This window comes from Mycobacterium sp. FW102-FHT13B02, assembly GCF_058790275.1.
Map to the genome: position 1 here is coordinate 122,986 of NZ_JBYTCM010000007.1, position 23,065 is coordinate 146,050.

General features: G+C 64.2%; 35 protein-coding genes. 15 read left to right on the top strand and 20 right to left on the bottom strand.

The window, feature by feature from the left end:
• The first annotated feature begins 51 nt into the window (after window positions 1–51).
• Both AC3WTE_RS14560 and AC3WTE_RS14565 read left to right on the top strand, forming a co-directional pair.
• Window positions 52–783, top strand: a complete 732-nt coding sequence (locus AC3WTE_RS14560; protein WP_492438527.1) for a DUF6338 family protein — start codon at window positions 52–54, stop codon at window positions 781–783.
• Entirely contained in the window at window positions 761–928 is a 168-nt protein-coding gene (locus tag AC3WTE_RS14565; protein ID WP_492438528.1) for a hypothetical protein, read from the top strand. Before AC3WTE_RS14560 ends, AC3WTE_RS14565 begins: the two co-directional genes overlap by 23 nt.
• Before the next feature lie 80 nt (window positions 929–1,008).
• Here the strand turns inward: AC3WTE_RS14565 and AC3WTE_RS14570 are convergent, their stop codons facing one another.
• The 3 genes from AC3WTE_RS14570 to AC3WTE_RS14580 all read right to left on the bottom strand — a co-directional run bounded on the left by AC3WTE_RS14570 (window position 1,009) and on the right by AC3WTE_RS14580 (window position 3,543).
• Window positions 1,009–1,335, bottom strand: coding sequence for a type II toxin-antitoxin system PemK/MazF family toxin (locus tag AC3WTE_RS14570; RefSeq protein WP_492438529.1), 327 nt, complete (start codon window positions 1,333–1,335; stop codon window positions 1,009–1,011).
• Entirely contained in the window at window positions 1,332–1,559 is a 228-nt protein-coding gene (locus tag AC3WTE_RS14575; RefSeq protein ID WP_492438530.1) for an antitoxin MazE family protein, read from the bottom strand. Before AC3WTE_RS14575 ends, AC3WTE_RS14570 begins: the two co-directional genes overlap by 4 nt.
• A gap of 283 nt (window positions 1,560–1,842) precedes the next feature.
• Window positions 1,843–3,543 carry a YncE family protein gene (locus tag AC3WTE_RS14580; protein ID WP_492438531.1) on the bottom strand — a complete coding sequence of 567 codons (1,701 nt, stop codon included), beginning with the start codon at window positions 3,541–3,543 and terminating at the stop codon, window positions 1,843–1,845.
• A 1,011-nt stretch (window positions 3,544–4,554) separates the two neighbouring features.
• On the opposite strand from AC3WTE_RS14580, the gene AC3WTE_RS14585 reads away from it, so the two are divergent.
• Both AC3WTE_RS14585 and AC3WTE_RS14590 read left to right on the top strand, forming a co-directional pair.
• The gene (locus AC3WTE_RS14585; RefSeq protein ID WP_492438532.1) at window positions 4,555–5,304 is read left to right on the top strand and encodes a hypothetical protein; all 750 of its coding nucleotides are present in this window, start codon (window positions 4,555–4,557) and stop codon (window positions 5,302–5,304) included.
• A gap of 280 nt (window positions 5,305–5,584) precedes the next feature.
• The gene (locus AC3WTE_RS14590; protein WP_492438533.1) at window positions 5,585–6,067 is read left to right on the top strand and encodes a hypothetical protein; all 483 of its coding nucleotides are present in this window, start codon (window positions 5,585–5,587) and stop codon (window positions 6,065–6,067) included.
• Here AC3WTE_RS14590 and AC3WTE_RS14595 read toward each other — a convergent pair.
• The 6 genes from AC3WTE_RS14595 to AC3WTE_RS14620 all read right to left on the bottom strand — a co-directional run bounded on the left by AC3WTE_RS14595 (window position 6,015) and on the right by AC3WTE_RS14620 (window position 8,081).
• A complete protein-coding gene (locus AC3WTE_RS14595) occupies window positions 6,015–6,686 on the bottom strand; it encodes a nitroreductase family deazaflavin-dependent oxidoreductase (protein ID WP_492438534.1) in 672 nt (223 codons plus the stop codon). The two genes, AC3WTE_RS14590 and AC3WTE_RS14595, sit on opposite strands and share 53 nt — an antisense overlap.
• A 19-nt stretch (window positions 6,687–6,705) precedes the next feature.
• Complete coding sequence (locus tag AC3WTE_RS14600; protein WP_492438535.1) at window positions 6,706–6,969, bottom strand: hypothetical protein; 264 nt, start codon at window positions 6,967–6,969, stop codon at window positions 6,706–6,708.
• Window positions 6,966–7,199, bottom strand: a complete 234-nt coding sequence (locus AC3WTE_RS14605) for a hypothetical protein (protein WP_492438536.1) — start codon at window positions 7,197–7,199, stop codon at window positions 6,966–6,968. Before AC3WTE_RS14605 ends, AC3WTE_RS14600 begins: the two co-directional genes overlap by 4 nt.
• 122 nt (window positions 7,200–7,321) lie before the next feature.
• Window positions 7,322–7,621, bottom strand: coding sequence for a type II toxin-antitoxin system RelE/ParE family toxin (locus tag AC3WTE_RS14610; protein WP_492438537.1), 300 nt, complete (start codon window positions 7,619–7,621; stop codon window positions 7,322–7,324).
• Window positions 7,618–7,869, bottom strand: coding sequence for a type II toxin-antitoxin system ParD family antitoxin (locus tag AC3WTE_RS14615; protein WP_492438539.1), 252 nt, complete (start codon window positions 7,867–7,869; stop codon window positions 7,618–7,620). The genes AC3WTE_RS14610 and AC3WTE_RS14615 overlap by 4 nt, the downstream gene beginning before the upstream one ends.
• A gap of 68 nt (window positions 7,870–7,937) precedes the next feature.
• Entirely contained in the window at window positions 7,938–8,081 is a 144-nt protein-coding gene (locus tag AC3WTE_RS14620; protein WP_492438540.1) for a hypothetical protein, read from the bottom strand.
• A 117-nt stretch (window positions 8,082–8,198) separates the two neighbouring features.
• Between AC3WTE_RS14620 and AC3WTE_RS14625 the strand changes: the two genes are divergently transcribed.
• A complete protein-coding gene (locus tag AC3WTE_RS14625; protein ID WP_492438542.1) occupies window positions 8,199–8,549 on the top strand; it encodes a histone-like nucleoid-structuring protein Lsr2 in 351 nt (116 codons plus the stop codon).
• 175 nt (window positions 8,550–8,724) lie between these two features.
• Here AC3WTE_RS14625 and AC3WTE_RS14630 read toward each other — a convergent pair whose 3' ends face one another.
• The gene (locus AC3WTE_RS14630) at window positions 8,725–8,955 is read right to left on the bottom strand and encodes a hypothetical protein (protein WP_492438544.1); all 231 of its coding nucleotides are present in this window, start codon (window positions 8,953–8,955) and stop codon (window positions 8,725–8,727) included.
• Between the two features lie 149 nt (window positions 8,956–9,104).
• Between AC3WTE_RS14630 and AC3WTE_RS14635 the strand changes: the two genes are divergently transcribed.
• Both AC3WTE_RS14635 and AC3WTE_RS14640 read left to right on the top strand, forming a co-directional pair.
• On the top strand, window positions 9,105–9,293 hold the full coding sequence (locus AC3WTE_RS14635; RefSeq protein WP_492438546.1) for a hypothetical protein: 189 nt from the start codon (window positions 9,105–9,107) through the stop codon (window positions 9,291–9,293).
• 45 nt (window positions 9,294–9,338) lie between these two features.
• Window positions 9,339–10,025, top strand: a complete 687-nt coding sequence (locus AC3WTE_RS14640; RefSeq protein WP_492438548.1) for a DUF2510 domain-containing protein — start codon at window positions 9,339–9,341, stop codon at window positions 10,023–10,025.
• Between the two features lie 49 nt (window positions 10,026–10,074).
• Here AC3WTE_RS14640 and AC3WTE_RS14645 read toward each other — a convergent pair whose 3' ends face one another.
• The 8 genes from AC3WTE_RS14645 to AC3WTE_RS14680 all read right to left on the bottom strand — a co-directional run bounded on the left by AC3WTE_RS14645 (window position 10,075) and on the right by AC3WTE_RS14680 (window position 15,036).
• A complete protein-coding gene (locus AC3WTE_RS14645) occupies window positions 10,075–10,395 on the bottom strand; it encodes a hypothetical protein (protein ID WP_492438549.1) in 321 nt (106 codons plus the stop codon).
• Window positions 10,392–10,616: a hypothetical protein gene (locus tag AC3WTE_RS14650; RefSeq protein ID WP_492438551.1), complete on the bottom strand. Its 225-nt coding sequence runs from the start codon at window positions 10,614–10,616 to the stop codon at window positions 10,392–10,394. The genes AC3WTE_RS14645 and AC3WTE_RS14650 overlap by 4 nt, the downstream gene beginning before the upstream one ends.
• Window positions 10,617–10,657: 41 nt before the next feature.
• Complete coding sequence (locus AC3WTE_RS14655) at window positions 10,658–10,894, bottom strand: hypothetical protein (protein ID WP_492438553.1); 237 nt, start codon at window positions 10,892–10,894, stop codon at window positions 10,658–10,660.
• Window positions 10,895–11,280: 386 nt separating this feature from the next.
• The gene (locus AC3WTE_RS14660; protein ID WP_492438555.1) at window positions 11,281–11,688 is read right to left on the bottom strand and encodes a hypothetical protein; all 408 of its coding nucleotides are present in this window, start codon (window positions 11,686–11,688) and stop codon (window positions 11,281–11,283) included.
• Window positions 11,685–12,062, bottom strand: a complete 378-nt coding sequence (locus tag AC3WTE_RS14665) for a hypothetical protein (RefSeq protein WP_492438557.1) — start codon at window positions 12,060–12,062, stop codon at window positions 11,685–11,687. Before AC3WTE_RS14665 ends, AC3WTE_RS14660 begins: the two co-directional genes overlap by 4 nt.
• A 19-nt stretch (window positions 12,063–12,081) precedes the next feature.
• Window positions 12,082–12,405 carry a hypothetical protein gene (locus tag AC3WTE_RS14670; protein WP_492438558.1) on the bottom strand — a complete coding sequence of 108 codons (324 nt, stop codon included), beginning with the start codon at window positions 12,403–12,405 and terminating at the stop codon, window positions 12,082–12,084.
• 269 nt (window positions 12,406–12,674) lie between these two features.
• Complete coding sequence (locus AC3WTE_RS14675; RefSeq protein ID WP_205895732.1) at window positions 12,675–14,099, bottom strand: hypothetical protein; 1,425 nt, start codon at window positions 14,097–14,099, stop codon at window positions 12,675–12,677.
• A gap of 7 nt (window positions 14,100–14,106) precedes the next feature.
• Window positions 14,107–15,036, bottom strand: coding sequence for a tyrosine-type recombinase/integrase (locus tag AC3WTE_RS14680; RefSeq protein ID WP_205895731.1), 930 nt, complete (start codon window positions 15,034–15,036; stop codon window positions 14,107–14,109).
• A gap of 20 nt (window positions 15,037–15,056) precedes the next feature.
• Here AC3WTE_RS14680 and AC3WTE_RS14685 point away from each other — a divergent pair, with 20 nt between their 5' ends.
• The 8 genes from AC3WTE_RS14685 to AC3WTE_RS14720 all read left to right on the top strand — a co-directional run bounded on the left by AC3WTE_RS14685 (window position 15,057) and on the right by AC3WTE_RS14720 (window position 20,288).
• Window positions 15,057–15,503, top strand: a complete 447-nt coding sequence (locus AC3WTE_RS14685; RefSeq protein ID WP_205895730.1) for a helix-turn-helix domain-containing protein — start codon at window positions 15,057–15,059, stop codon at window positions 15,501–15,503.
• On the top strand, window positions 15,493–16,227 hold the full coding sequence (locus tag AC3WTE_RS14690) for a hypothetical protein (RefSeq protein WP_492438561.1): 735 nt from the start codon (window positions 15,493–15,495) through the stop codon (window positions 16,225–16,227). Before AC3WTE_RS14685 ends, AC3WTE_RS14690 begins: the two co-directional genes overlap by 11 nt.
• Window positions 16,178–16,825, top strand: coding sequence for a DUF6932 family protein (locus AC3WTE_RS14695; RefSeq protein WP_492438562.1), 648 nt, complete (start codon window positions 16,178–16,180; stop codon window positions 16,823–16,825). Before AC3WTE_RS14690 ends, AC3WTE_RS14695 begins: the two co-directional genes overlap by 50 nt.
• Entirely contained in the window at window positions 16,812–17,798 is a 987-nt protein-coding gene (locus tag AC3WTE_RS14700; protein ID WP_492438564.1) for a hypothetical protein, read from the top strand. Before AC3WTE_RS14695 ends, AC3WTE_RS14700 begins: the two co-directional genes overlap by 14 nt.
• 49 nt (window positions 17,799–17,847) lie before the next feature.
• On the top strand, window positions 17,848–18,048 hold the full coding sequence (locus AC3WTE_RS14705) for a type II toxin-antitoxin system prevent-host-death family antitoxin (protein WP_165682394.1): 201 nt from the start codon (window positions 17,848–17,850) through the stop codon (window positions 18,046–18,048).
• A gap of 229 nt (window positions 18,049–18,277) precedes the next feature.
• Complete coding sequence (locus AC3WTE_RS14710) at window positions 18,278–18,856, top strand: peroxiredoxin-like family protein (protein WP_205895728.1); 579 nt, start codon at window positions 18,278–18,280, stop codon at window positions 18,854–18,856.
• Window positions 18,853–19,401: a redoxin domain-containing protein gene (locus tag AC3WTE_RS14715; protein ID WP_165682393.1), complete on the top strand. Its 549-nt coding sequence runs from the start codon at window positions 18,853–18,855 to the stop codon at window positions 19,399–19,401. Before AC3WTE_RS14710 ends, AC3WTE_RS14715 begins: the two co-directional genes overlap by 4 nt.
• Window positions 19,398–20,288, top strand: a complete 891-nt coding sequence (locus AC3WTE_RS14720) for a cytochrome c biogenesis CcdA family protein (protein WP_165682392.1) — start codon at window positions 19,398–19,400, stop codon at window positions 20,286–20,288. Before AC3WTE_RS14715 ends, AC3WTE_RS14720 begins: the two co-directional genes overlap by 4 nt.
• Window positions 20,289–20,446: 158 nt before the next feature.
• On the opposite strand, the gene AC3WTE_RS14725 is transcribed toward AC3WTE_RS14720, so the two are convergent.
• On the bottom strand, window positions 20,447–20,857 hold the full coding sequence (locus AC3WTE_RS14725; RefSeq protein ID WP_205895727.1) for a hypothetical protein: 411 nt from the start codon (window positions 20,855–20,857) through the stop codon (window positions 20,447–20,449).
• A 710-nt stretch (window positions 20,858–21,567) separates the two neighbouring features.
• Window positions 21,568–22,995, bottom strand: coding sequence for a mercury(II) reductase (gene merA, locus AC3WTE_RS14730; protein WP_165682391.1), 1,428 nt, complete (start codon window positions 22,993–22,995; stop codon window positions 21,568–21,570).
• Between the last annotated feature and the right edge of the window lie 70 nt (window positions 22,996–23,065).

A 23,065-nucleotide genomic window follows, 5' to 3' on the forward strand; every position in this document is an offset into this window, starting at 1 on the left:
AGATTCACGCCGCTCGGCGGCCCCCGTGCTGGCTCTCCGTAGAGTCTGGCTGTGCCCACCACATTTCAGGCTCTTCTGGTCACGGCGATCGCGTTGCTACCCGGCTCTGTGTACACGATCGCCCGCGAGAGCCGCGGCGCCAGCTGGGCCTGGCGCAGCACAGACGGCGCAACCCTGCTGTTCCGCTTTTTGACCGCCTCAGCCTTTTTCCACCTGCTGCTCGCACCGATCGGCTACGCCGCCTACCAACATGCGACGGCCGACCACTGGTTCGATCACGGCCACCGCTTCCCGTGGGCGTGGTGGGGCTGGTTGGCCGGCTACCTGCTGGTGCCCTACGCGTTTGGCTTGTGGATGGAAGCCGCGCGCAGATGGACCCCGAGCCCGCGCCGCATCGTCGGCTTCCTCAAGAACCTGTTTATCTGGCTACCGCTGTTCGTCGCCGGCCGGGCCAACGAGCCCCGTGCGTGGGACCGGCTGTTCGCCAAGGACCGCACCGGCTACATCATGGTGAAGCTCGCAGGCGACGGCGGGTGGAAGGGTGGGCTCTGGTATGCCCCGTCCTATGCCAGCGCCTATGGCGAGGACCAAGATTTGTACATCGCCGAGCAGATCGCGGTGAACGAGGACGGGTCCGTCATTGTTGATGACAAGGGCAATCCGGCATACCTCGGGGTAGGCCTGCTGATCAGCTGGTCTGAGGTGCAGTACGTAGAATTTGTAGGAGCGGGATCGGGCACCACAGATGGGAGCACCAGTGATGACACGCAATCAGAGCAATAGCGGCCAGCGTGTGGAAAAGGCTGTCGGTGGTGGCGGCTTCGAGAAGAAGGGCGGATACCCGGCCGGTCAGAAGCCGGCGAAGGGTGTTCCGCCTGTTCCGCAGGGGCTACGGCAGCCGCGGACGCCGAATCCGAAGACCAAGTAGTACCTTCCTCTTGTCGGCACGCCGTTCTGGTTCGCCCTTAGGGCACTTAACGCTCGTGTGGCTATAGAGGTTCTGGGGCCTCATCCGGCGATGCCGAGGATGACGAGTAGCCCGCGTTCGAGTTGCAGCATTTCGGTTGTCGATACCCTGCCGATGCGTTGGCTGATCTTGGACCTGGGAACCGTGGTGATCTTGTCGACCATGATGTGGCTCGGTGCCGTGAGCCCATTGGAGGGGTTGGGCTGCAAGGGTATTCGTAACAGTGGTGTGCCGGTGTCATTCGTCGTGAGGGGGCAGATTGTGACGGAATCTGTGGCGTCGAAGCGGTCGTCTTGGACGACGAGCACTGGCCGTGGTTTGCCGGCGTAGTCGCGGCCGGAGGCGGTCCATAGTTCTCCGCGAATCACTTGACGTCGAGGTCCTCATCGTTGAACTGCGAGATGTCGTCCACGAAGGCCTGGTCCGCGGCCGCGCTGCTGGAGGCGGCTACGAGGGCTGACTGGCGGTGGGCTTCCTCGGCGAATCCTGGTGCGCGAGTGTCGGGTACCCATATTTGGAGGGGGCGTAGTCCTTGTTCGCGGAGGCGGGTTCGGTGGTCGGCGACTCGCTTGTTGATGTCGCGGTTGGCCATGCCCATGATGTTACATGTAACTTTATGGTCTGGTGGTGGACGGGCTGGGCCTGCGAATGCTGATTGTCCGTCGCGGGAGCAGAACGGGGGATGGTCGGCTGGTTGTGATAGCGTTGGTACCAACAGACCCCGCCAGGGCTAGAGCGCTTGCTTCCCCAAACCGGCGGGGCTTTTTGTTACCGTCGCCCGGTGCAGAAGCCCGCGACGAACATCATTGAGCAGATTGACCTGCTGAAACAGCGCTGGGTGAGACCACGGGCTAGAAACAGTTCGCGTGGTGTCGTCAGTTCTGCCAGGGCGGCCGTCCGTGAGCCATGTTGTTCAATGCGTTCCCCGCGTCATTGATTAGGTTTTCACCTGTGTTGACGACGTTCTGAGCGACCTGTTCGGCGCCATTGACAGCGGTGTCGGCGAGGTTCTGAAGGGTGTTGGAGCCGTCGTTGATGCCCTGCACCGCCGGTTGTACGAGGCCGTTAATCCAGGGTTCGGGAAGGCCGAACACGTGGCCGATCGTGTTGCCGGTGACGTCGAAGACTGCGCCAACGGCTCCGCCGAAGGCGCTTATTGGATGCTGGATGGCGTAGTTGAAGACCACTGATGGGTCTGACGGGCCTGTGGTGGCGACTTTTTGTATGGTTTGCGCCCATACGTCGATGAGGACTCCGAAGGCCGAGGCGACCGGGATACGGCTGCTTTCAAGACCGCCTGCAATCAGTTCTGATGTGTCGAACAGTGCGCCGCCGATGTTGCCTTGGTAAAGGTCGTCGTAGATGTTGGCCACGTGCAGCGCCGGGCCGATCACCCCTATGTGCAGGTCGTCCGCGATGGTGCCGAGCGAATCTATCCAGGCGCGGGCGTTATCGTTGCCGGAGGAAGTTCCACCCGTTCCTGTTCCCGTTCCCGTTCCCGTTCCCGTTCCTGTACCCGTTCCCGTTCCCGTTCCTGTTCCTGTACCCGAACCCGAACCCGTTGGGGAGCCCCCGCTTCCACCCGACGATGGCCCGGTGTAACCGGTGCTGATCACCGACACCGTGCCGCCACCCGCGCCGCGGTTGGCGACGTAAACGGTGGTGCCGTCGGGGCTGACCGCCACGTTCTGTGGGCCTTTGTCGACTGCGATGGTGGTCGTGACGGTGTTGGTGGCCGTGTCGATCACCGACACCGTGCTGCTGCCGTAGTTGGTCACATAGGCAGTGGCACCGTCGGGGCTCACGGCCACCTCATCCCACGGTCCTTGGCCGACCGGGATGGTGGTCGTGACGGTGTTGGTGGCCGTGTCGATCACCGACACCGTGCCGCCATTCGCGTTGGTCACGTAGGCAGTGGCACCGTTGGGGCTGACTGCCACCCCGTACACGCCAGGGACGGCGATGGTGGTCGTGACGGTGTTGGTGGCCGTGTTGATCACCGACACCGTTCCGTTGTTGTTTACGTAGGTGGTCACGTAGGCGGTGGTGCCGTTGGGGCTGAACGCCACCCCGAGCGGCTGATGGCCGACGGGGATGGTGGTGGTGACGGTGTTGGTGGCGGTGTTGATCACCGATACCGTGCCGCTGTTGGTATTGGTCACGTAGGCAACGGTGCCGTTGGGGCTCACCGCCACACCCTGTGGTTGTTGGCCGACGGGGATGGTGGTGGTGACGGTGTTGGTGGCGGTGTTGATCACCGACACCGTGCCATTACTTGTGTTGGTCACGTAGGCGGTGGTGCCGTTGGGGTTTACCGCCACCGCGTACGCGCCGTAGCCGACGGGGATGGTGGTGGTGACGGTGTTGGTGGCGGTGTTGATCACCGACACCGTTCCGGTGCCGACGTTGGTCACGTAGGCGGTGGTGCCGTTGGGGCTGACCGCCACATCGTTTGTGCCTGTGGCGGAGCCGAGGGGGATGGTGGTGGTGACGGTTGGGGCGGCTGCCGCGGTCGTCGCGAATGCGGGCGTCGCACCAGTGCCGCTTGTCGTTTGACCGACGGTGGTTGCGGCCACTGCCGTTGTGGTGGCGGGCGTTTGGCGCGTCGACCCAGCGGTCACAGTGGTCAGTAGTGCCACAGCCCCGGCAGGTGCTGTCGGTGCTCCCGTGCCCGGTTGAACCGATACTGCGGACACCGCGGCCGGCGCCGACGGGGCAGAGACATTGGCTGTAGCAGCTGTACCGCCGGACGGCGAGGACGGCTGTGGGGTCGCAACGGCAGCGGTGGCTATCGGTGCAGCCTTAACGGTTCGCGCCAGCGTTGTTGTGTCAACGTGTGGTGGTGACACTGGGGCCGTCTCGGGTTGAACGCTCGACGCGGAGTTCGTAACAGTCGACGTGTCAGGCAACTTTGGAGGCTGGATAGCGGTTGCAGGTGCGTTCTTGTGAATGCTGGTCGTTGACTTAGGTTTTGGGGTCTGCACTGACACCACAACCGGCACAGCGGTCGTTGTTGACGGTGGTGTCGAGCTGGTCGATGGATTGGTGGCAGACCGAGCGGTTGTCGAGCTCGGGCCTGTTGTCGAAGGGCTGCTCGGAGACGGTGAACCGGTCGAGCTGGTGTGAGTTGCGGTCGTCGCCGACGCACCGTCAGCATGGGCGACGGCAGTGCCCGATGCCATCGCCGCACCCATTCCGACGGTGATCGCGCTAGCTCCGAGCCATCCATACGGCTGGCGTCGTGGGCGCCTAGAACGGTGACGACCAACGCCGCGCCCGGAACCTTGAGAAATGCGACGACCAGCCATGATTGCCCCCACCCGCCTACGCTCGCCGAAGGACGCGAACGCCACCGCCTGGCAGTCCGCTACGGCGATAAGAATAGCGATGCCAACCTTGGTCGCGGCGCAAACGCTGTCGGCCGAACGGAGTATTTCCCAGCCGGCGTCCTGGGCGTTGTCTCTGCCTAGGCGCTTCGAGAAGCCGGCCTCGGCGCCGGCCCGGAACAGGTGGGGGAGGCGACGCCACCTTGACTTGTGATCCGCACAGCGTTGCACGATGCGGCATCACGCCGTATCGTGCACGGCATGGGTCAACAGTCGGTCGATCGACAAGCCGCGCGTGCACTGCTGGTCGAACGCGGGCTCAGCGTCTTCGAAGCCGACGAATTCCTGATGAGATCACTTCTGACTGCTACCGAAGCGGCAACCGTCCTCGGGGTTAAAGACTCCCGAGCCGCGCGAGACACATTGCGCCGCTGGGGCGTTCACCCAATCGGCCGCGGCCCCGGACGAACCGGAGAAAACACCTACCCCGCCGAGCTGGTGTGGCTGCGCCACCAAAACCGACCCGGCCGCGGCTGGCGCAAAGGACAATCCGCGGCCACACAACAAGAGGGGACCACCATGTCCATCGCGCCGGCAACACCGCCCGAAACCAACGAACCCTGGTACGCCGATCACCACGAAGTCATCTCACTGGCGTCTATCCTCGTTGACGCGGAATGGCTCGACACCCCACGCGAGGCCATCTACTTCTTCGGGGATCCCTGGAAGTGGGACACCCAGTACAAGGTTTGGGCCGCCGCCGGCCGACCACGACCACCATCCGCCGATGACCTCGCGCAAGCACGCTGGCTCGGTAGCCGCGGAACTCTGCGCCGTGAACTAGAACGCCGGCACCGTGACGACACCGCACGATGGGAAGAATTCCTCAACTTACTCAATGACTCACTCAATTCGCAACCAATTCTCGACCAGGCAGGGGCGCACCATCCATGTGTGAAAACACCAGCAGTGCACCGGATATCACCGATCCGAACGATCTGGCCTTCCTGAAGATGATGCGCACCGCATCCTTCGGCGGCACCGTGACGCTGCCGTCCGGGCTGACTCTTACCCCAGAGCAAATGCGCGAACTTACCGCAGACAGTTGATCCCGAGCTGGTTAGTGGGACATCAGCGGCTACGCCATAGACAGTCCCCGGCTCAGCAGTGAGGGCGCGGGGTCTCGGCGCCGGAGGTAGCCTCGAACGCAACTGTTTCTGCGCTGCAGTCGTCGCCGCCGATCGGGATGCAGCTGGGCAGGGGCGGGGCTACGACAGGGGGTGCTGGGGAAATGGCAAATCTGCTGCTGTGCGACACCGGTTTAACGCCGGACGGCTGTGTCGTGACGATCGAGGATGCGGGCGTCAACGGCAGCGCTGGAACGTACGTACATCTCGACATTGACTTTGACGCCGATCTACCGCAGCCGGCCCTATGGGTGCACACCATGAGCATTCATGAATGCGACCTTGTCGGCAGGCTTGTGCACGTCCGTGTTCTGGCCGGCCTCGACGGTAGCGGTCTTGGCGATTTGGCGTTCGATGGTCAACTGACTGTCCCCAGCGGAATCATCGCCGTCGGCGATGCGCGGGACCCGGGGCGTCAGTTGCTCTGCGGATCGCCATCGACGGTCGATGTCAGCGTGTACGTCGAACCGGACGTCGACACCATCCGTTTCGACCATCCGCCGGGCGAATACCCGATATCCGGGCCGAGCGAGGTCAACGTTCTGCTGCGTGGTGATCCCGGTTTCGCACACGCTCTGGGGTCCTAAACCGGGGCCGACGGCGGCCGCCGGCGAGGTTATGGAATTGCATGATCTGCTCGGCCCAGGACTGGCCCTCGGAGGCAGTCTCGCTATTGGTCGGTTCGTCTCGTTTGAGGACAAACGCGTCGACATCACGAGCGCTGCGCCCCCATCGCGAATCTAACAGCGTGCGTTTGAAAAACGACGCGTCGATGTCGCTGCCCAAGTGCGCACGCTCGGTTTCCACGCCTCGTGCCCAAATCTCCTCGCGCTCATCAGGGGTCGCGAGGCGTGCAGTCATGCGCGAACTGCGGGTGCCGAACACGACCACGACGTTTGGGTTGGCCTTGATGTTGTAGAACCACGCGGGCCGTTTGGCGGGGCCGTGCGGTCCGGCGATGAAGGCGATCCCGTCTTGGTATGGGATGGCGTCGAGGTATACGTCGCGGATCAGTCCGGATTTCGCGCCGATCATTCTCACGACAACGTCATCCAGGGGCAGGGGCGGTATCGCCGTGTTGTTGCCGGTGATTTTCTGGCCGAGTTGTCGAAGGCGGTTGGTGGCGGCTCGGGCACCGCGGGTAATAGTTTCTTTTGCTACAACGTGTTTCGGTTGGCGCGGAGTCTGAAGTGGGTTGTCGTGCATGGGGTGGGCTCCTGGCGGTTCAGGGGTGCGGGAATACGGCTTCGATGCGGGGGCCTTCGGTGGACCAGAAGATCTTGTATGGCGGGTGTCCGATGACGGGGAGTCGCATGCGGATGCCGTCGGTTGTGGTGATCGCGGTCGACAGGGCTTGCGCCTGTGCGGGGAGCCGGAAGATGAGCTCGATGGTGTCCAGGACGCTGTTGTACAGCTCGATGTCGGGGCCGCGTTCGAGCTCGTCGAGCTGCGCGTCTGCGACCGCGGAGTAATCGCCCTCGGCGCTCACGTTCGGCGGGTTCGTGCCCGGCGGACGGTCGGTGACGCTGTTGCGCGGGCGAGCAGTTCGCGCAGTTCTGGGTCGGTGTCGTATTCGTGCTGGGCTTCGGTGACGATGCGGGCTGGCTGCAAAAGCAGGCTACCGTCGGGGTTTTCGCGTAGGACGAAGCGTTCGTTGGGGCGGCCGGGAAGGACGGCGCGGCTGCGGCCGTCGGTTTCTACGAGGGGGAGCTCGGTCATAGACCAACCATAGCCCATTTGCCCATAATGGGCATGGATTGGACGGGCGGCCGATCCACCGAGATCACGGTCGGCCCGACATCGAACGAGACCCCGATTGGTCGGCTTGTAGGCGACGCTCGTCAGTCGAGGTTCTGGTCGACATCCATACGCTTGTGGAGGATGCGCACGACGTCGACGATGTGCCCGTCGTCGGTAACGCGGTAATAGAGCGTGTGTGATCCCGCGGTATGCCGCCGGTAGCCGGCGCGAACGTCATCGCAAGGCCTCCCGATCAGCGGGTTGTCCGCAACGAGCTGCACGGCGTGCTGAATGACGCGGATGTACGCCTCGGCCTGATCGTCATCCCACCGGTGGCAGGTGTAGTTCCAGATCTGCTCCAGATCGGCCTGGGCCGCAGGGGACAGCACATATCGGTTCACCGCTTGTGAGGTTCCCCAGTGCGCTTCCGCGAAACGAACTCGTCGAACTCGAACGGCGTTGATGCTCCGCTATTTTCGCCAGCTACCAGTGCCTCGCGGAGGGCATCTAAGCGTGTCTCGCGCTCCTCGAGCAGCCGCAGGGCGGCCCGTACCACGTCGCTCGCCGACCGGTACCGTCCTGAGGCGACCTCGTCGTCGATGAACGCGTTGAAGTGCTCATCCAGGCTGAACGAAGTGTTCCTACCCATACGGAAAGTGTACCAACTATTGGTACTAGCTGGGCGGTCCTGACACAGCTAGCTGCGACGCCTCAGCATCAGTGCTTGCGGGCCTGCCGCTCAGCGAGGAGCGCCTTGACGCCGCGGGAACGGACATGGCCGGCTGGGACAGCGCGGTCCTCCAGCGTCGTCGACGCCGCGGTGGCGCGGGCCGCGACCTTCTTGATGACGGCGGCCTTCACGGGTGCCGATTTCTTGGTGGAGGTGGTCTTAGTCGGGTCTCGGCGGACGACTCCAGTAGAGGCGGGGCGTTTTACCGGGTCGGTACCCTGTGCAAAACCGCCTGAAGAGGAGTGTGTATGGCTGAGCGCGTTATCCGCCAACTTATTGATGATGTGGATGGCTCGGATATCACCGAAGGCAGAGGCGAGCGCATCTCATTTGCGGTGCGAGGCACTTCTTACGTCATCGATCTGTCACCGTCGAATGTCGCGAAGTTCGATAAAGCGTTGAAGCCGTTCGTCTCCGCAGCGACCAAGGTTAAAGGCCGTCGCACTCGAAAGGGGAAAACCACTTCTGTTGCCAAGACAGTGACCCCCAAAAACCGCAATGCTGCTATTCGCGAATGGGCAGCCGAGAACGGCTACGAAGTGTCGCCACGCGGGAGGATCAAAGCGGAGGTTGCCGAGGCGTTCGACGCCGCTCAGTAGTAGCGGCTTGGTCCGTCAACAACGACACACGAAGTGTGCCAGCGGCCTTACCGCCAGTCGATGCCGGCGACCACTGTGGCGCGGATCGGGCCGGAATTGCGCTGGTCATCGTTTCGCTGGGCATTGCGGTCCAGTTTGTTTAAGGACTGCTGGCCGGTCTGGCTGGTGGGGCGTCCTATTCGCCCGGGTCAGCCCGAACTGGCAGTTCCGCGACGATTGCCTGCATGTCGGCGACGGCAGCCCTCCAGACCCGTGCACATGACCCGGCCAGTCCGGGAGGCTCGCGCCAGTACGCGATACGACGCAGAAAGTCGTCGACCTGTACATCAGGCAGTGCGACGTGAAACCTTCGCACGACACCTTCGACGTGGTCCAACAGGCGATCAATGTTGTTGTTTTTGTTCATGTTTCAAGCGTATGGCCCGCTGGGGGGTGGTCGATGCACTATTTTCCGGGCCTGTGGACCGCCGTCCAGCGTGGTCTGTGATGCGCCGATGTCATACCGGCGAGGTTAGATCAACAGCATCAACCCACCCCGGGAGAAGGAGCCCGAAAATGGCCGGAGCCTACTGCCGCTACTGCGAGCACCGTTGCTTTGTCTACCGAGAAGTGATTGTCGGTGGTGAGCGAGTCTGGTCGGGACACATGGCGACCTGCACCAAGGGCGCCGCCCACGACAAGCGCAGTCTCGGTGTCGACTTCCGCGAAGCCCACAACCCGTCTGCGTCTGAAGCGGCATCATGACCGCAGCCGTGACCGAGAACGACTGTGCAGGAAGGAGATTCGGCAATGGTTGAGCATCCGGAACTCACTCGCGAGTCGATTGCCTGGGCGATGGCGAAAGCCCAACGCGATGATCCGCACTTTTTTGCGCGTAAAGCCGCTGAAGCCGAAGCCGAGCGTCGTCGGATCATTGACGAGGTGGCCCGTACCGCCGGCCCGCACGCCGACGTCGACTATCTGACCAAACGCGAGCTGTACCGTGCCGGCCTCATCAGCGCATCCGAGCTGCATGCCACCGGCTCCCGCGAACTCCTACCCAGAGGCTGGTACCAGCACTACGTCGACGTCATCGCCGCGTACTGCCCCACCCGGGTGTTCTCCCTGGAAGAGGCCGGCACCGATGCCGCCGACTATTACGACCGCGGCTACCGGTGGATGGCAGTGTTCAGTGATCGGACCGGCCCGCGCGGCGATCGCACGTTCATTGATGTGCGCAGCTTCGCTGCTGCTGCGATGACCGAGAACAAGGCCCTGACCGAGCAGGACGCGCTGCGCGAAATCACCCACATGGGCTACCAGCTCGCCGATCTACCTGACGATGTCTTCCTGACGCCACCGCCGGCCGGCGCCCCGCAGCCCGGGCCGGGCTGGTACCCCGATCCGGCCTCACGCTTCCAGCATCGGTGGTGGGACGGTCAGCACTGGACCCACAGGGTGGCCTCTCATGGGCAGGCTTACAGCGACCCGGTCTGAATCCAGTCACGAACTAGGTTCGGGCTCAAAGGGATAGGTTTGCCTGAGGTCAGGTCCAGATGTTGTTCCACTGGGCAAGCTGCTGCGCGTAGTTCTGCGCGATGTCATTGCAGGCCTGGGCGATCTCGCGGATTTTCTTGGGGGTGACGGTGCCCGCCGTCTTCAAATTTTCACCCAGCTGGTGCAGGCCCGCGCGGGTCTGCGGATCCGGTTCGATGCTGATGAGGTCGTCGAGGACGGCGATTGTTTCGCGCAGGGCCTTCGCGATCGCTTCGGGGTCGGCGGGGCTCGTGGCGAGTTGGTCTGCGATCTCGGCCAGTTTTCTCGCGGCTGAGCTGTAGGCCTCGGCGAGCTCGGCGAGGGGCCTCATGCTGGACGTTCCGCGGCTGTCGTGGTGATCGTTGGTGGCGGGTCGTAGCGCCGCCGGGCCGCCAACTCGCCGAACCGCTTCTCAGCGGCGAGTTGCTCATCACTCATCGCTGCTGCCGGCTGCTGTAGCCGGGCGACTAAGGCGGCCATGTCGGCATCCTGGGCGTCATCGTCAAGCGCAAACCGCATCGCGCTGTACGCGTCATCTGCCGAGCTACTCATGCCTGAATCTTCCCATCTTGTCCCCCTTACTGGGCGTCCGCTTAGCCGGAGCTGTAGCCGTACCGTGCGGCCGTGGCGGGCCGAAGCGACATACGGCCATTTCCACCGACGAGAAATTCCATCTCATCGTCGGTCAATTCGCCGTCGACGTACTCGAAGAAGGCGCGGACGGTGGCCTGGTCAACCGAGCCACTGTTAAGCAGCGCTTCGACGGCCTCGGTGTACCGGCGGTCTTCAGCCGAGTCGCACCGCGTGCACCCAGCGTTCTTCTTAGCCATGCCAAATCCCTTATGTCCCTGCGTACTTACGTTCGTCGGACTTCGTCGCGATGTGCCGTCGCTGTTCCTGCGATCCGTGAAGCGCTCGAGCACTTGTGGGCCTGATGCAGCTCCCAGGACTGTGCCGTTACAGCTTCGGCAGCATCTCGCTCGCGCTGCAAGAGGTCTTCGTACTCATCGGGGTGTGCGCGCCGCAATGCTTGTAGTGCCCTGTCCTCGCAGCCGGTGAGCGCCCACCGAAGGATTGAGACCCGGTTGGTGAAGCAGTATGCGCACTGGCGCCGAGCTCGTCGTCCAGCCGCTGCGATGCGGTTTTTCTTCGGTGGCCTGGGTGCTTGGTCCAGGTCCACCACTGGCACGCCGTTGTATCGAGCCCTGGCCATCCCTCAATCTCCTTGGTCTGTACCGGTGGGCACGCGGATCGCGGTGTACCTTGTGCCGTCGGTGACGCCGCGGCGCAGCTGCTCGATGGAGTCGCCGGCGGCGAGGAGCTTTCCTTCGCGGACAGCGACCCACCGACCTTGATAGGCCCTCGCGAGATATCGCGCCAGTTCCTCGGTCAGATCGACCGGTGCGATGTCCACATCGATGCCCAGGACCCGGTAGATATCCTCGGCCAGTTGTGGGTCGTCGTCGGCGCACGAATCGGCGTAGGACTCCAGGGCGACGCGGGCGTGCGGGTCGGTGTCGTAGGCCAGGACGAAGCAGCGGCCGGGGGCTGTGCCGTCGACTCTCTCGATGAGGTAGCCGTACAGGCCGTTTTCCCGGTCGGGATCGTTCGCCGTGGTGCTCATGTGCGGGTCCCTGTGCTTGGGCTTTCCGGGTGGGAGAGCGTCCAGTTGTGGGCTGATAGCAGCGCGGACACAATCTCCCGAATCTGGACGCCTTCGACGACAGTGAAGTCGGGCCACCAGTCCAGTAGTCGCCCGGGTCCGCCGGAGAGTCCAACCGAACCGTCACACGTGATCACTTTGAAAGTTGTGTCTTCGTACCAGATTTCGATGCTGTATTCGTTGGGATGCCAGCCAGCCTTCTCCACGCGTAGCGGTTTGGTTCGTAGGCTGGCGGCCGCCGCCGTCGCGGCCAGGCGTTCGATTTCGCTGCGGAGTATCGCCAGTGCGGCGTCGGCGGCGGTGGCTTCATGCAACGCCGTTGTTCGCTCTGCCATCAGTTCGCCCCATGTCCGTTCAGCGGATGGATTCTTGTGCCAGCCAGACGCTGAACCGAGTGGCGGCAAGGCCGGCGGCGATGCCTACAACTATGCCGGTGAGGCTGCAGAGCGGGACAAATCCGTACCAGATGAACGCCGGGTCTAGCGGTGGTCCTGGCTGCGGATACGGAGCCGCGATATCCAAGAGGAACCGGCCCACCGCCACCGCCGCGCAGATACCGATCACGACGACCACAACCCCGACGCAGACGCCGATAGCGGCCGCGATTACCCGATGCCTCCTGGGGGTACCCGACCACCAGGAAGTGCCGTGTCGGCCGGTGCCTGACTTGTTCGCCATGGGTTCATCCTCGCGCCGGGACCTGACATCCGGGCTGTTGCATCGCCGATGGGACAGAGCATCAAGGAAAGTTCGCCGACGCAATCACATTGGGGGACCTATCGGAATAGGTGTCTAAAACCCTAAGGGACGACTCATGCTAGACGGCGAACTGGCGGTGACGGTATTTGGGCTCGCGTCGACGCGGTGATTGTGATGCTGGCGTGGTCGGTGTGAGGGGTGAGTTGTATGTGACTGGCCTGCGGGTAGATCTATCCCCTGTGGGGTGTTCAGGCGGTTTTACGCTGCTGCTGTTTTTGATGCAGGTATGCGGCGATTGCGTTGCGGCCCAAGGCAAATCCGATCATCACACCGTGTTGTCGGGTGGCGGAGTGTGCGGGCATGCGGCCGCCGTAGAGGGTGCGGTCGAGGGTGTTGTTGAGTGATTCGGAGTCTTCGCGCCATCCGTAGCAGCGGTCGTAGAGGCTGGTGCCTTCTTCGGTTTTGGTGAATTGGCGCAGGTGCTCGGCGCGCTTGTAGCCCTTTTTGTCATCGTCTTCGGTGTTATCGATGCGTACTTTGGTCACGGTTCCGCAGAGGGGCGCGAATTCGATGTACCAGCGGTAGGTGCCTCTGGGAGTGTGGCGGTCGAAGACGCGGGTCACGGGCAACGGATGGAGATGGGTTTCACCGGTGTCCAGGATGGTCCGCTCGTGCAGTCTGCCCTTGTCGGTCCAGAGTTCGTGGTCGTCTCCGCAGCCGCATTTGATGGTGCCGAATGCGGTGGGCACAGCGGTGCCGGCGTGTGTGGGGACCAGGGCGATCATGCCGCGTTTCATCACGTGGTCGATGTGGGTGCCGCGGAAGGCGCCGTCGTAGCAGATGCCGTCGATGCGTAGGTCAGGGCGGGCGTTGAGACGGTCGAGCATTTTCAGGGCGATGCCTGCTTCACCTTTGTAGCCTTTGCCTGGCGGAACGGGCATGGTGTCGAGGACGACGCGCAGATTGCGGGTGTTGTCCGGGCGTGTGCTCATGATGGCGAACTTGGTGCCGTAGCTCCATGCTTTGGAGTCCTCGCCGCGTTCGACTTCAAAGCCGGCGTGGACGGTGGCCCTGCCCTTGGCTTTCTTCTTCTCGGTCGTGGATGGACGTTCGGGTGCCGCCAGGACGGTGCCGTCGGCGGTGACGAACTGCCCGCGGCTCGGCTTGGTGCGAGAGACGCGCTTATCTGGCCTAAGACAGCCGAGTTGGTGGGCCAGTGTGGCGGCGGCGTCGATCATTCCCTGGTGTAGCGCGTCGACGTGGGCATCGAGACGCTCCTGCGCGTACACGTGGTGGTGCCGTCGTGGTGGTTTGGCGCGGGCGGTCTTGCCGAATTTGGCGGCCTGGTCGCGGAACATCTGCCAGTACTCGGAATTGCCCATGACCCGGCTGGCCATGTTGGCGCTACCGAACACTCCCTGCAGCGCTCGGTGTATCACCGAGACCCAGGGTGGATAGTGCGCCGGCCGCCCGGGGCTGTTGGCAGGGCGATCGGGGATCAGATCGGCGATCTTGTACAACGCCGGGTAGGACGCGATGGCATGGACCCGTTCGATTTCCAGCAGTGTGTGGTCGAACGGGGTGGGGATCGCGTCGCGCTCGTGCTGATTGATGCGGTGGGCACCGTAGGCGTTGGCGCGGGTGCGGCGCGACGAACGGTGCTGGGCAGTCATGGGACGATCAGTCGTCCTGGCGCCACTGGTAGCCGATGAGGGTCGCGGTGCCATCGAGGGAGCCGGATCCGATGAGTTGGGCTGCAGCTTCGACACGTCCGGTGTCCTCGAACACGCAGCGCGCGGCGTAGGCGGTCAGCGAAGACGGCTTGATGCCGGCGTTGCCGGTCAGTCCGGCGCGGGTCAGCACATCGCGGACGGTGACGCACACCCTGGCTTGGCGCTGGGCGTCGGACCCATCGGACCCGGTGCATACGATCGTGTCGGGGCCGAGACCACGGTCGGTCAGATAAGTGATGCGTTCGTCGATCACCCGGCGGGCCCAGGTGTCCAGGGGCAGGCGGCGGGCGCGGTGCTTGCTGGAGCCATGTGCCCGGACGGTGTGGGCGGTGGTGTCGATGTCGGCGATGGCGATGAAGCCGAGCTCGCTGGTGTGCGCCCCGGCCAGCAGCATCGCGGTGGTGGCGGCGTGCCGGGTGGGCGTGGCGTGCTCGGAGAACAGCCGCACCAGCGCCGCCTCGTCGTCGCGCAAAGGCCGCAAGGTGGTCGCTTCGCGGTCGGGCACGGCGATGTCGGTGGTGGGGTCATCGAGCGTCAGGCCGAGCTGGCGGGCGGTGCGGAAGAATGCGCGCAGGGCCGCGCGGCGGTTGTGCATGGTCGCCACCGCTGCTGTGCCGACCGTGCCGTGGCGGGTGCGGCCTTTGGCGGCAACGAATTTGGTGACCAGGTCCTCGTCGGCGCCGGCGAGGGTGGTGATGTCGTAGGCCGCGGCGAACCGGGTGAATCGGCGTGCGAGTAAGGCGAATTTGTCCAGCGTCTGCTCGGACATGGTGCCGTCAACGGTCCAGGCGGCGACGACCGTGTCCACGGCGGTGACCAGGCTGCCCTCAGCCATGGCCGGGCCCCACGGCAGCGGCAAGGTTAATTGCGCACTCATGACAGGTGTCCAAAAGGTGAATGGGTAAAGTCACCGCGGCACCCTCGCACGTGGTGCATATATGCACCAAGCCCACGCTGGCCAGGGTGATCGACGGCACACAGCCCGACCAGGGGCGCGAGCGCTATCGTCGGCTCATGTCGCGCAGCCATGGCGATCAACCGCCTATTACCTATCTGGCTGCAGGCGCGTGGCCTGACGGGAAACTGACCGCCGACGCGCCGCCGTCGGCGGCCGCGGCTCAACACCTGGCGAGGACTCTGCGCGTGGTGATGGCTGAAACGCGGACCGGTCAGCGAGCCCTGGCGTCGGCCACCGGCGTGGCCCACACCACGATCGGGCGGATTCTGGCCGGCGCGGTGCTGTGTGACATTGGAACCCTGGCCAAGCTCGAGCATGCCCTGGGGCGACCGCTGTGGCGACCGCCGGCGGATAACGAGGACGACGTCCGATTTGGTGACACATGACACGTATGTCACGATACAAATCGTGAAAGCGTTTGCGGGTGAAGCGGCGCGGCGTGTTGCGCTTGACTCGTGTTACATGTGGCAGAACAATAAGGAACTAGCAGGCGCGCAACTCCGTCGCAGAGGTAAGGCAGGTGCGGTGATGGCCAAGACCAGCAAATCGTTGATGGACCTGATCGAAATCGCGGTCAAGCGCAATGGTGGAGCGTCCGGCAGGCGCTTGGCGGAGGTTGCGCAGCAGGCTGGCCACGATATTTCTCACGCCACCCTCAACCGCTTGCGGCAGGGCACGTACGCGTCCCGGCCCACCGACGCCTCCATCCGGGCTATTGCCTATCTCGCCCAAGTGCCTGAGGCAACAGCTTTCGCGGCGGTGGGCGTACGTCCACCGGCAGCCGACCGCTATGAATTGCCCGCCGAAGCGCAGCGCATGGACACCCGTCAGCGCCGTGCCCTCGACGAGTTGCTACGCGCGTTCGTTGCCTCACAGGCTCCCGCTGCCGCACCTGGCTTCGGCGCATTGCTGGCGGCGCGGGACCAGTTGGAGGCGGCGCTGGCTGATAGCGGTTTGGCCGACCAGCCGTTAGCGTTGGCGGCCCGTGCGGTGATTGCCGCGATCGATGAAACCACTGTGGCGCAGTTCAATACAGTTGGCGACGGCGTGATCGATAGCGATGTGCCGCCGGCTGACGGTGCGGCATCGGTGGTGTGCACCGTCGGCTGAATCCGGGGAGGGCTCCGTGGGGTGCGGGGCCGACACACGACGGGGGTGGGCGGTGTTACCAGAGTTGGGGCCAGACGGAATGTTGCCGCCGGGGCGTTACCGGGCGACCACAGGCGAGTTGCATGCGCGGTTCGTGGCTGGTCGGGGCGAGTGCCGCGCCGAATTGTGGCGGGACTGGATGGCGGCGACCAAGGTATTGGAGCGCCTGGTTCCGGTGAACGCTGTCTGGCTGCACGGCCCGTTCGTCTCTGATGAGCCCGCGCCGGAATGGGTGCAGTGTGTCTACTGGGCTGAAGACATCGAAGTGAACAGCGCCGGTGTGCACCCGCCGGTGGCAAAAGCGTTGAGCGCTTTCGCCGCACCGGGCAAAGTGCACGAAGCCTTGGGGGTGAGGGTCGATACCCGGCTGTTGCACTGGCACTGCCAACCCGACATGCGCTACCGAGACGAGTACTACTCCACCTACACGATGTTTCGTGGCGAGATGGATGATCAGGTGCAGCGCCTGGCCTCCGGTGCGCGCGGCTCCGAACCGGTCCGTGAAGACGCGTTCCCGCGGCGCGGCTATGTGGAGGTGATCATTCGTGACTTCACCTGAAGAGGAGCTCGACCGCCTACAGGAGGCACTGTTAGCCGCGACAGCGGATCCTGAATTCGCTGCGACGTTGCCGGAGTGGACCACCGCTGAGGACCTGTCTCGGATCGGGATCGAGTCCATGCGCGACCGTGAGCCAATCGGTCGAACCCTGGGATCCGAAGGCAGTATCCGTATCTCCGGCGACGGTGTGACCGGTTCGGCAGCCCGGGTGACTGAGGTCGCCCGCGTTATGACCGGACTTCAACGCTTGGCAACCGCGGTCGGTGCAGCACAGACAGGTGATAAAGCGTTGGGCCGCAAGCCCAATGCCGACATTAAGCGACGCACCGAGCTGCTGTTGACCACCGCACCCGCGCCCGGTTCGATCATCCTGACCTTCATGCCGGCGGTTGCTCCGGCCGACGAGGCGGGACCAGCGGGGATGCTCGACGAATTCGAAACCGACGACCAGATGCTCGACACCGCCGTCGGCGCGGCCATCGATGTCTTCACCGCCGGCAACGACATCGGACCCGAACCGGAGCAGTCCGCGTTTGTCCACCAGCTCGGCGATATGGGCCCGCGTACGGCCTCGGCTGTGCGCGATCTGGCAAAAACGTTGGACCGCGCCGACTTTGACGTCGACATCGACTGGAGGCAGCCGTCACGGGCAACGCGACGGGTCAGCGTCACCGCCCGCGCCGCCCGACACATGGCTTATGTCGTCGAACATGCCAACCTTGACGAACAGCCGGTGGTCGTCACCGGTGAATATCTCACTGTATCCGCGGTGAGTGCCTGGGTGATCCAACAAGACGACGGCGACGCGGTAACGGTCAAACTCGGCCGCATCGATCCGAGCCAAACCCGAGGACTGGCCGTAGGTGAACGAATTCGCGTGCGGGCCATCATGAAAACTGAAACAACACCCGGCGGCAACACAAAAACCACCTACACAGCACAGTCCTTCGACAGGCTCGACCCACCGGGATAGCGCACCGGCGCGCCTTCCGAACGCACTACGTGGCATTCCCCCCGAGATCGTGGAGGCACCGTGCCGTTGGGAGGAGCTGCTGGATCACGTCATCACCAACCACGATCAGTTACTCATTAGGTCGGGAACCGGCGACGCAGTGCTGGTATCCGCCGAAGACTACGACGCATGGACAGAACGGGCGACACCTGCGCAGCCGTCCGACGACACGGGCGACGCTGCGAAATCACGTGCAGCAGAAAATCAATAGCATGACTCGCTGAGTCCGCACCTTGATAGCCCCAGAGCATATATGCGGGCACGGATTAACGGCGGACCTCGGGGACGTGCGAGAACGCGGGCGGTGGCCGTTGGGATATCGACGAGCCCGACCTCGCCGACCGTCAAGTAGTCGGAAACTTGGGCTAGTTCGGTCCCCATTGTCAGCGTGCTGACAATGGGGATGTTTCGGCGGCCCGGTGGCGTGTACAACGAATGCAATGTCTGAGAAATTGTCTCCCGGGGCCGTGATCACCGCCCGGAAATATGCCACCATCACCGGTGACTCGGTCACCGTTCCTGCGCAAACGCGTCTTACGCATCTGCAGTTCAGGCGATTCGCGGGGTGCCCGATCTGTCACCTGCACTTGAGGTCTTTCGCGACGCGTCACCGCGAGGTGGCTGAGGCGGGGATCAACGAGGTGGTGTTTTTTCACTCGCCAGCCTCGGCGCTGGAGGGCTATCACGCGCTGCTGCCGTTTGCGGTGGTGGCTGATCCGGAGCGCAATGTGTATCGCGAATTTGGGGTGGACGCGGGGATGCGGGCTTTGGCCCATCCGCGGGCGATGAAGACGGCTTTCAAAGGCTATGCCAATGTGTTGGGGCACCGTGACGATCCTGATAATGCGGGTGTCGGCGGCGGCGACGGGTCGACGCATTTGAGTTTGCCCGCTGACTTTTTCATCTTGCCCGATGGCACGGTGGCCGCCGCGCATTACGGTCGCCACGCTGACGACCAGTGGACGGTCGATGAGGTGCTCGAACTCGGCCGCACCTCCGCGGGTGGGGGAACGCGATGACCGCTCGCTTGGTCGCGTCGCTGGCGGTGATCGCCGCCATTGGTTCCGGATGTAGCCCACAGAGCGCGACCGGTCCGACGGCCGTACCGGCCTCATCGGCCGGTGCGACCGCCGGCGGGTTGGCCACTGACCCCTCGATTCCGGCGCAGCTGCAATTCAGCGCCATGACGGTCGACGGGAAGTCATTCTCAGGGCACAGCCTTGCGGGTAAACCGGCGGTGTTGTGGTTCTGGGCACCGTGGTGTTCGGTGTGCCAGCGGGAGGCTCCGCTGGTGGCGCGGATCGCCGCGGCCAACCCTGCGGTGACTTTCGTGGGGGTGGGCGCCTTGGGTGCGCCGGCCCAGATGAATGCGTTCGTCACGAAATTCGGCGTTCAAGGCTTTACCCAACTGGCCGATACGGACGAGGTGGTGTGGGGGAAGTTTGGCGTCACTCAGCAGCCGGCTTTCGCGTTCGTCACCCCCGCCGGAGGTATCGACGTCGTGCGTGGTGCGATGCCCGAAGGGCAGTTGTCCCAGCGAGTTTCGGGCATTTCGCGTTCGTGATCGATTCGTCGGTCCTGGGTTTTGCGCTGGCGGCCGGATTGGTTGCCGCGCTCAATCCGTGTGGGTTTGCCTTTCTTCCGGCGTATTTGGGCTTGGTGACGGCGGATGCAAGCGGTGAGGCGTCGACGGTACGTGCGGTCGGCCGGGCTTTGGCTGCCACGGCGGCGATGTCGGGTGGATTTCTCACCGTGTTCGGGCTTTTCGGGTTGGCGATCTCACCGGTGTTGGCGACAGCGCAGCGCTATTTGCCGTTTGTCACCGTTGTTATCGGGATACTTCTGGTCGGGTTGGGGGCCTGGCTGCTCGCAGGCAAAGACCTGGCGGTGGTGATGCCGCGGCTGCGTGGCGGCGCCCCGACCTCACAGTTGCGGTCGTCGTACGGTTACGGCGTCAGTTATGCGCTGGCATCCTTATCGTGCACCGTGGCACCCTTTCTGGCGGTGATCGGAGCAACGTTTAGGCAAGGCTCCATGCTGACTGGCGTGTTGGCCTTCGCGGCTTACGCCGGCGGTATGACCATCACGGTGGGGGTCGCGGCGCTGGCCGTCGCGCTGGCCGGTTCCATGGCCGCAGATGGCCTTCGTCGGGTACTGCCCTATGTGAGTCGAGCGGCCGGCGCCCTCGTGCTCGTGACGGGTTTGTACGTTGCCTACTACGGTTACTACGAGATTCGGCTGTTCTTTTTCGATTCCAGCCCCGACGATCCGGTCATCGGCACTGCCGCCCAGGCGCAGACGTGGCTGGCTGATCACGTCAATACCATCGGCGCGTGGCCCCTGGCGGCCGCCATCCTGATTCTGGCCGCGGTGGCGCTGCTTTGGCGCGTTCGCCGCCGCAAACACACCGCACCTGAGCACGCTGCCGAGGAACCGGTCAGCGAGAGGTGAGCGCACGCCGTGGAGTGCGCTCACCCCGAGGAACCGATGTTGGTCCGGTGTGCGGCGACAGCGTTGCAGCCCACCACATCTGAATCTCACGACCGGAAATCAGACCACCCGCCGACCGCGGGGCCAGCGGCGGCGTCCGCTGACCGTTTGTATCGGGACTACCGAAGGATCGGAGCGAACGTCGGAATGGCCTGACGGGCGTAGAGCAGGCCGGAGTCATCGGTCCAGCTGCGAGCGTTGCACGCCAATGGCATTCCATCGGGCGCCTGCGCTGCAGCCGTCCCATCGCAGGGGCTGGTCAAAAGGCGCACACCGATGAGCGGCGGGGACGCAAACCAGGTGTTCACTGACGTACACACCACAGTGTTGCCGGCGGCGTCCAAGCCGAAGACGTAGGCACTGCGAAATGTGCACGCGGTGCCGGCCGTGACATTGTGGGCGACGTAGGGAACACAGTGCGCGTCGTCGCACGACGGCGAACCCGCTGCTATGGCAGGAGTCGCCAGCGTGCCCATCGTGGCGGCCACAAACGCATTGATTGCCAGGTGAAAAATGCTGCGTCCGTTCATGTTAAGCCCTCACAGCGTGCGGCATTGACAGTGCGACACTGCTCGGTAGAGTCCGCGTGTGGCGTCCACGGGAATGGGGTTGTGGTCCGGGGATACCCACCAACCGGACGTCGGTTCAGTCGATCTGGGGTAGAGCATGTTCGGTATCACGGCGGTGACCCTCCTCGCGGGGCGATAACCGAGTGCATCAGCCATGCCGGCTCGTCACCAGCGAAGTGTCTGCCCGCTGACAAGGCTCATTGCACAGACGCGGCGGCAACACGCCGAACTGTCGTAGGGGATGTTCGCGAACACAGCTGTGGGTGCGCGCATTCTCCTGTCCGGGCAGGCTTGCGAATTCTTCACCGCAGGCCGGTGACTCGCCTGGCGCCGACAGTTCAGCCGCGACGGGCCGGTTTGACCGGACGACGGGCACTCTGACGATTCAGGTTCGTCAGCAGAGTTGACGGCGGAGATCGAATCGGGAACGGCCGCGTGCGGGTGACGTGGTCGGGGTGCAGAGACGGTGCCGAGGGCGGCGAATCACGCGGCGTGACAACAATATCCGCTGATCAGGTGCGGGCTGAGTTCTCGATGATGGCATCGCAGGTGTGGCGCTGTCTGCCCCGATGCGGTGTCGACGGTCCGGCGGGTCGTGAGTAGGTTGGCGGGCAGCACCGGCAGGTCGGCTTGGCGGGTTGAGTGTGCGCCATCGGGCATCGGGATTGTGTTCAGGATGCGCAGCACGACAGTGTCGCGACGTCGCGGGTGAAGGTCTGGGCGGCCAGTTTCAAGCCTTCGGACATCGTGAGGTAGGGGTGCCAGGTGGTGGCGATCTGGTCGACGGTGAGCCCGGCGGCGAGCGCGTAGGTGGCGGCGGTAATGATCTCGTCGGCTCCTTCGGCCAGAATGTGGGCCCCGATGAGCTGTGCGGTCTCGGCGTGTGCGACGAGGGTGATCAGACCGCGGATGTCGTGGTCGGCCAGCGCGCGCGGAACGTGTGTCAGCGGCAGTGTGCGTGCGGTTGTGGGGATGCCCGCGGCGGTGGCTTGGGCTTCGGTGAGCCCGACGGCGGCGAGGGCGGGGCTGGTGAATGTCACACGGGGAAGGGCGGTGTAGTCGAGGACGCGTGCTGTGTCGCTGAAGGCGTTGTCGGCGGCCAGGGTTCCTTGGGCTGCGGCGACGTAAACGAACTGGGGCCCGCCGGTGACATCCCCGGCCGCCCAGATGCGGTTGTTGCTGGTGCGCAGATACTTGTCGACGATGACTTCACCGACGGGACCGGTCTTCACTCCGACCGTATCTAGGTCCAATCCTGCGGTGACGGGGCGCCGGCCCGTAGCGACGAGTACGTGTTCGGCGGTCAAATTCACGGATGCGTCGGCAATCGTGGCGGTGGCGCGCACCTGCTCGCCGTCACGGTCAAGCCGGGTGAGGGTGGCACCGGTATGAATGGTCATGCCTTCTGCCGCCAAGTTCTGCTCGAGCGCGGCTGACAGGGCCGGGTCGTCGAAGGGGGCGAGGCGCTCGCGGGCCTCAATCACGGTGATGCGGGTGCCGAGCCGCGCGAACAGCTGGGCCTGTTCCAGGCCGACGGCGTTGCCGCCCACGACAACCATGGACCCCGGCACGGCGTCGAGGGCCATGGCCGTCGTCGAGGTGAGATAGCCGGATTCGGTGAGCCCATCGATCGAGGGGACCCACGGCGCCGATCCGGTGGCGACGAGATACCGCGTCGCCTCGATGTGGGTCTGCTGGCCGTCGTGTCCACTCACCAGCAGGGCCGGGCCGTCGACGAATCTCGCTGTACCGGCAAGGATTTCCCATCCATGCGTCGCAGCTAGGTTGAGGTACTTGGCATCACGTAACTGCCGCACGAGCGTGTCCTTGCCGGCGATAAGCGCGCCGACGTCGACCGGGATCGTGGTGGCGCCCAGGCCAGGGAACCGGTCGGCGGTCGCGGCGGTGTGCCGGGCGCTGGCGGCGGCTAGCAATGCCTTCGACGGCACGCATCCATTGTTGACGCAGGTGCCGCCGACGGTGCCCGATTCGATCATCACCACCGATGCGCCCTTCCCGCGGGCGGCGATCGCGGCAGCGAATCCCGCCGACCCGGACCCGACAATCGCCAGATCGAATCCTGACCGTCGGTGCTCCATGACGTGCCTCCGTTGCTGATGCCGATCCGCTGACTCGCGGTGGGGTGGCCGAGGCCGGGCTTGATCCGAC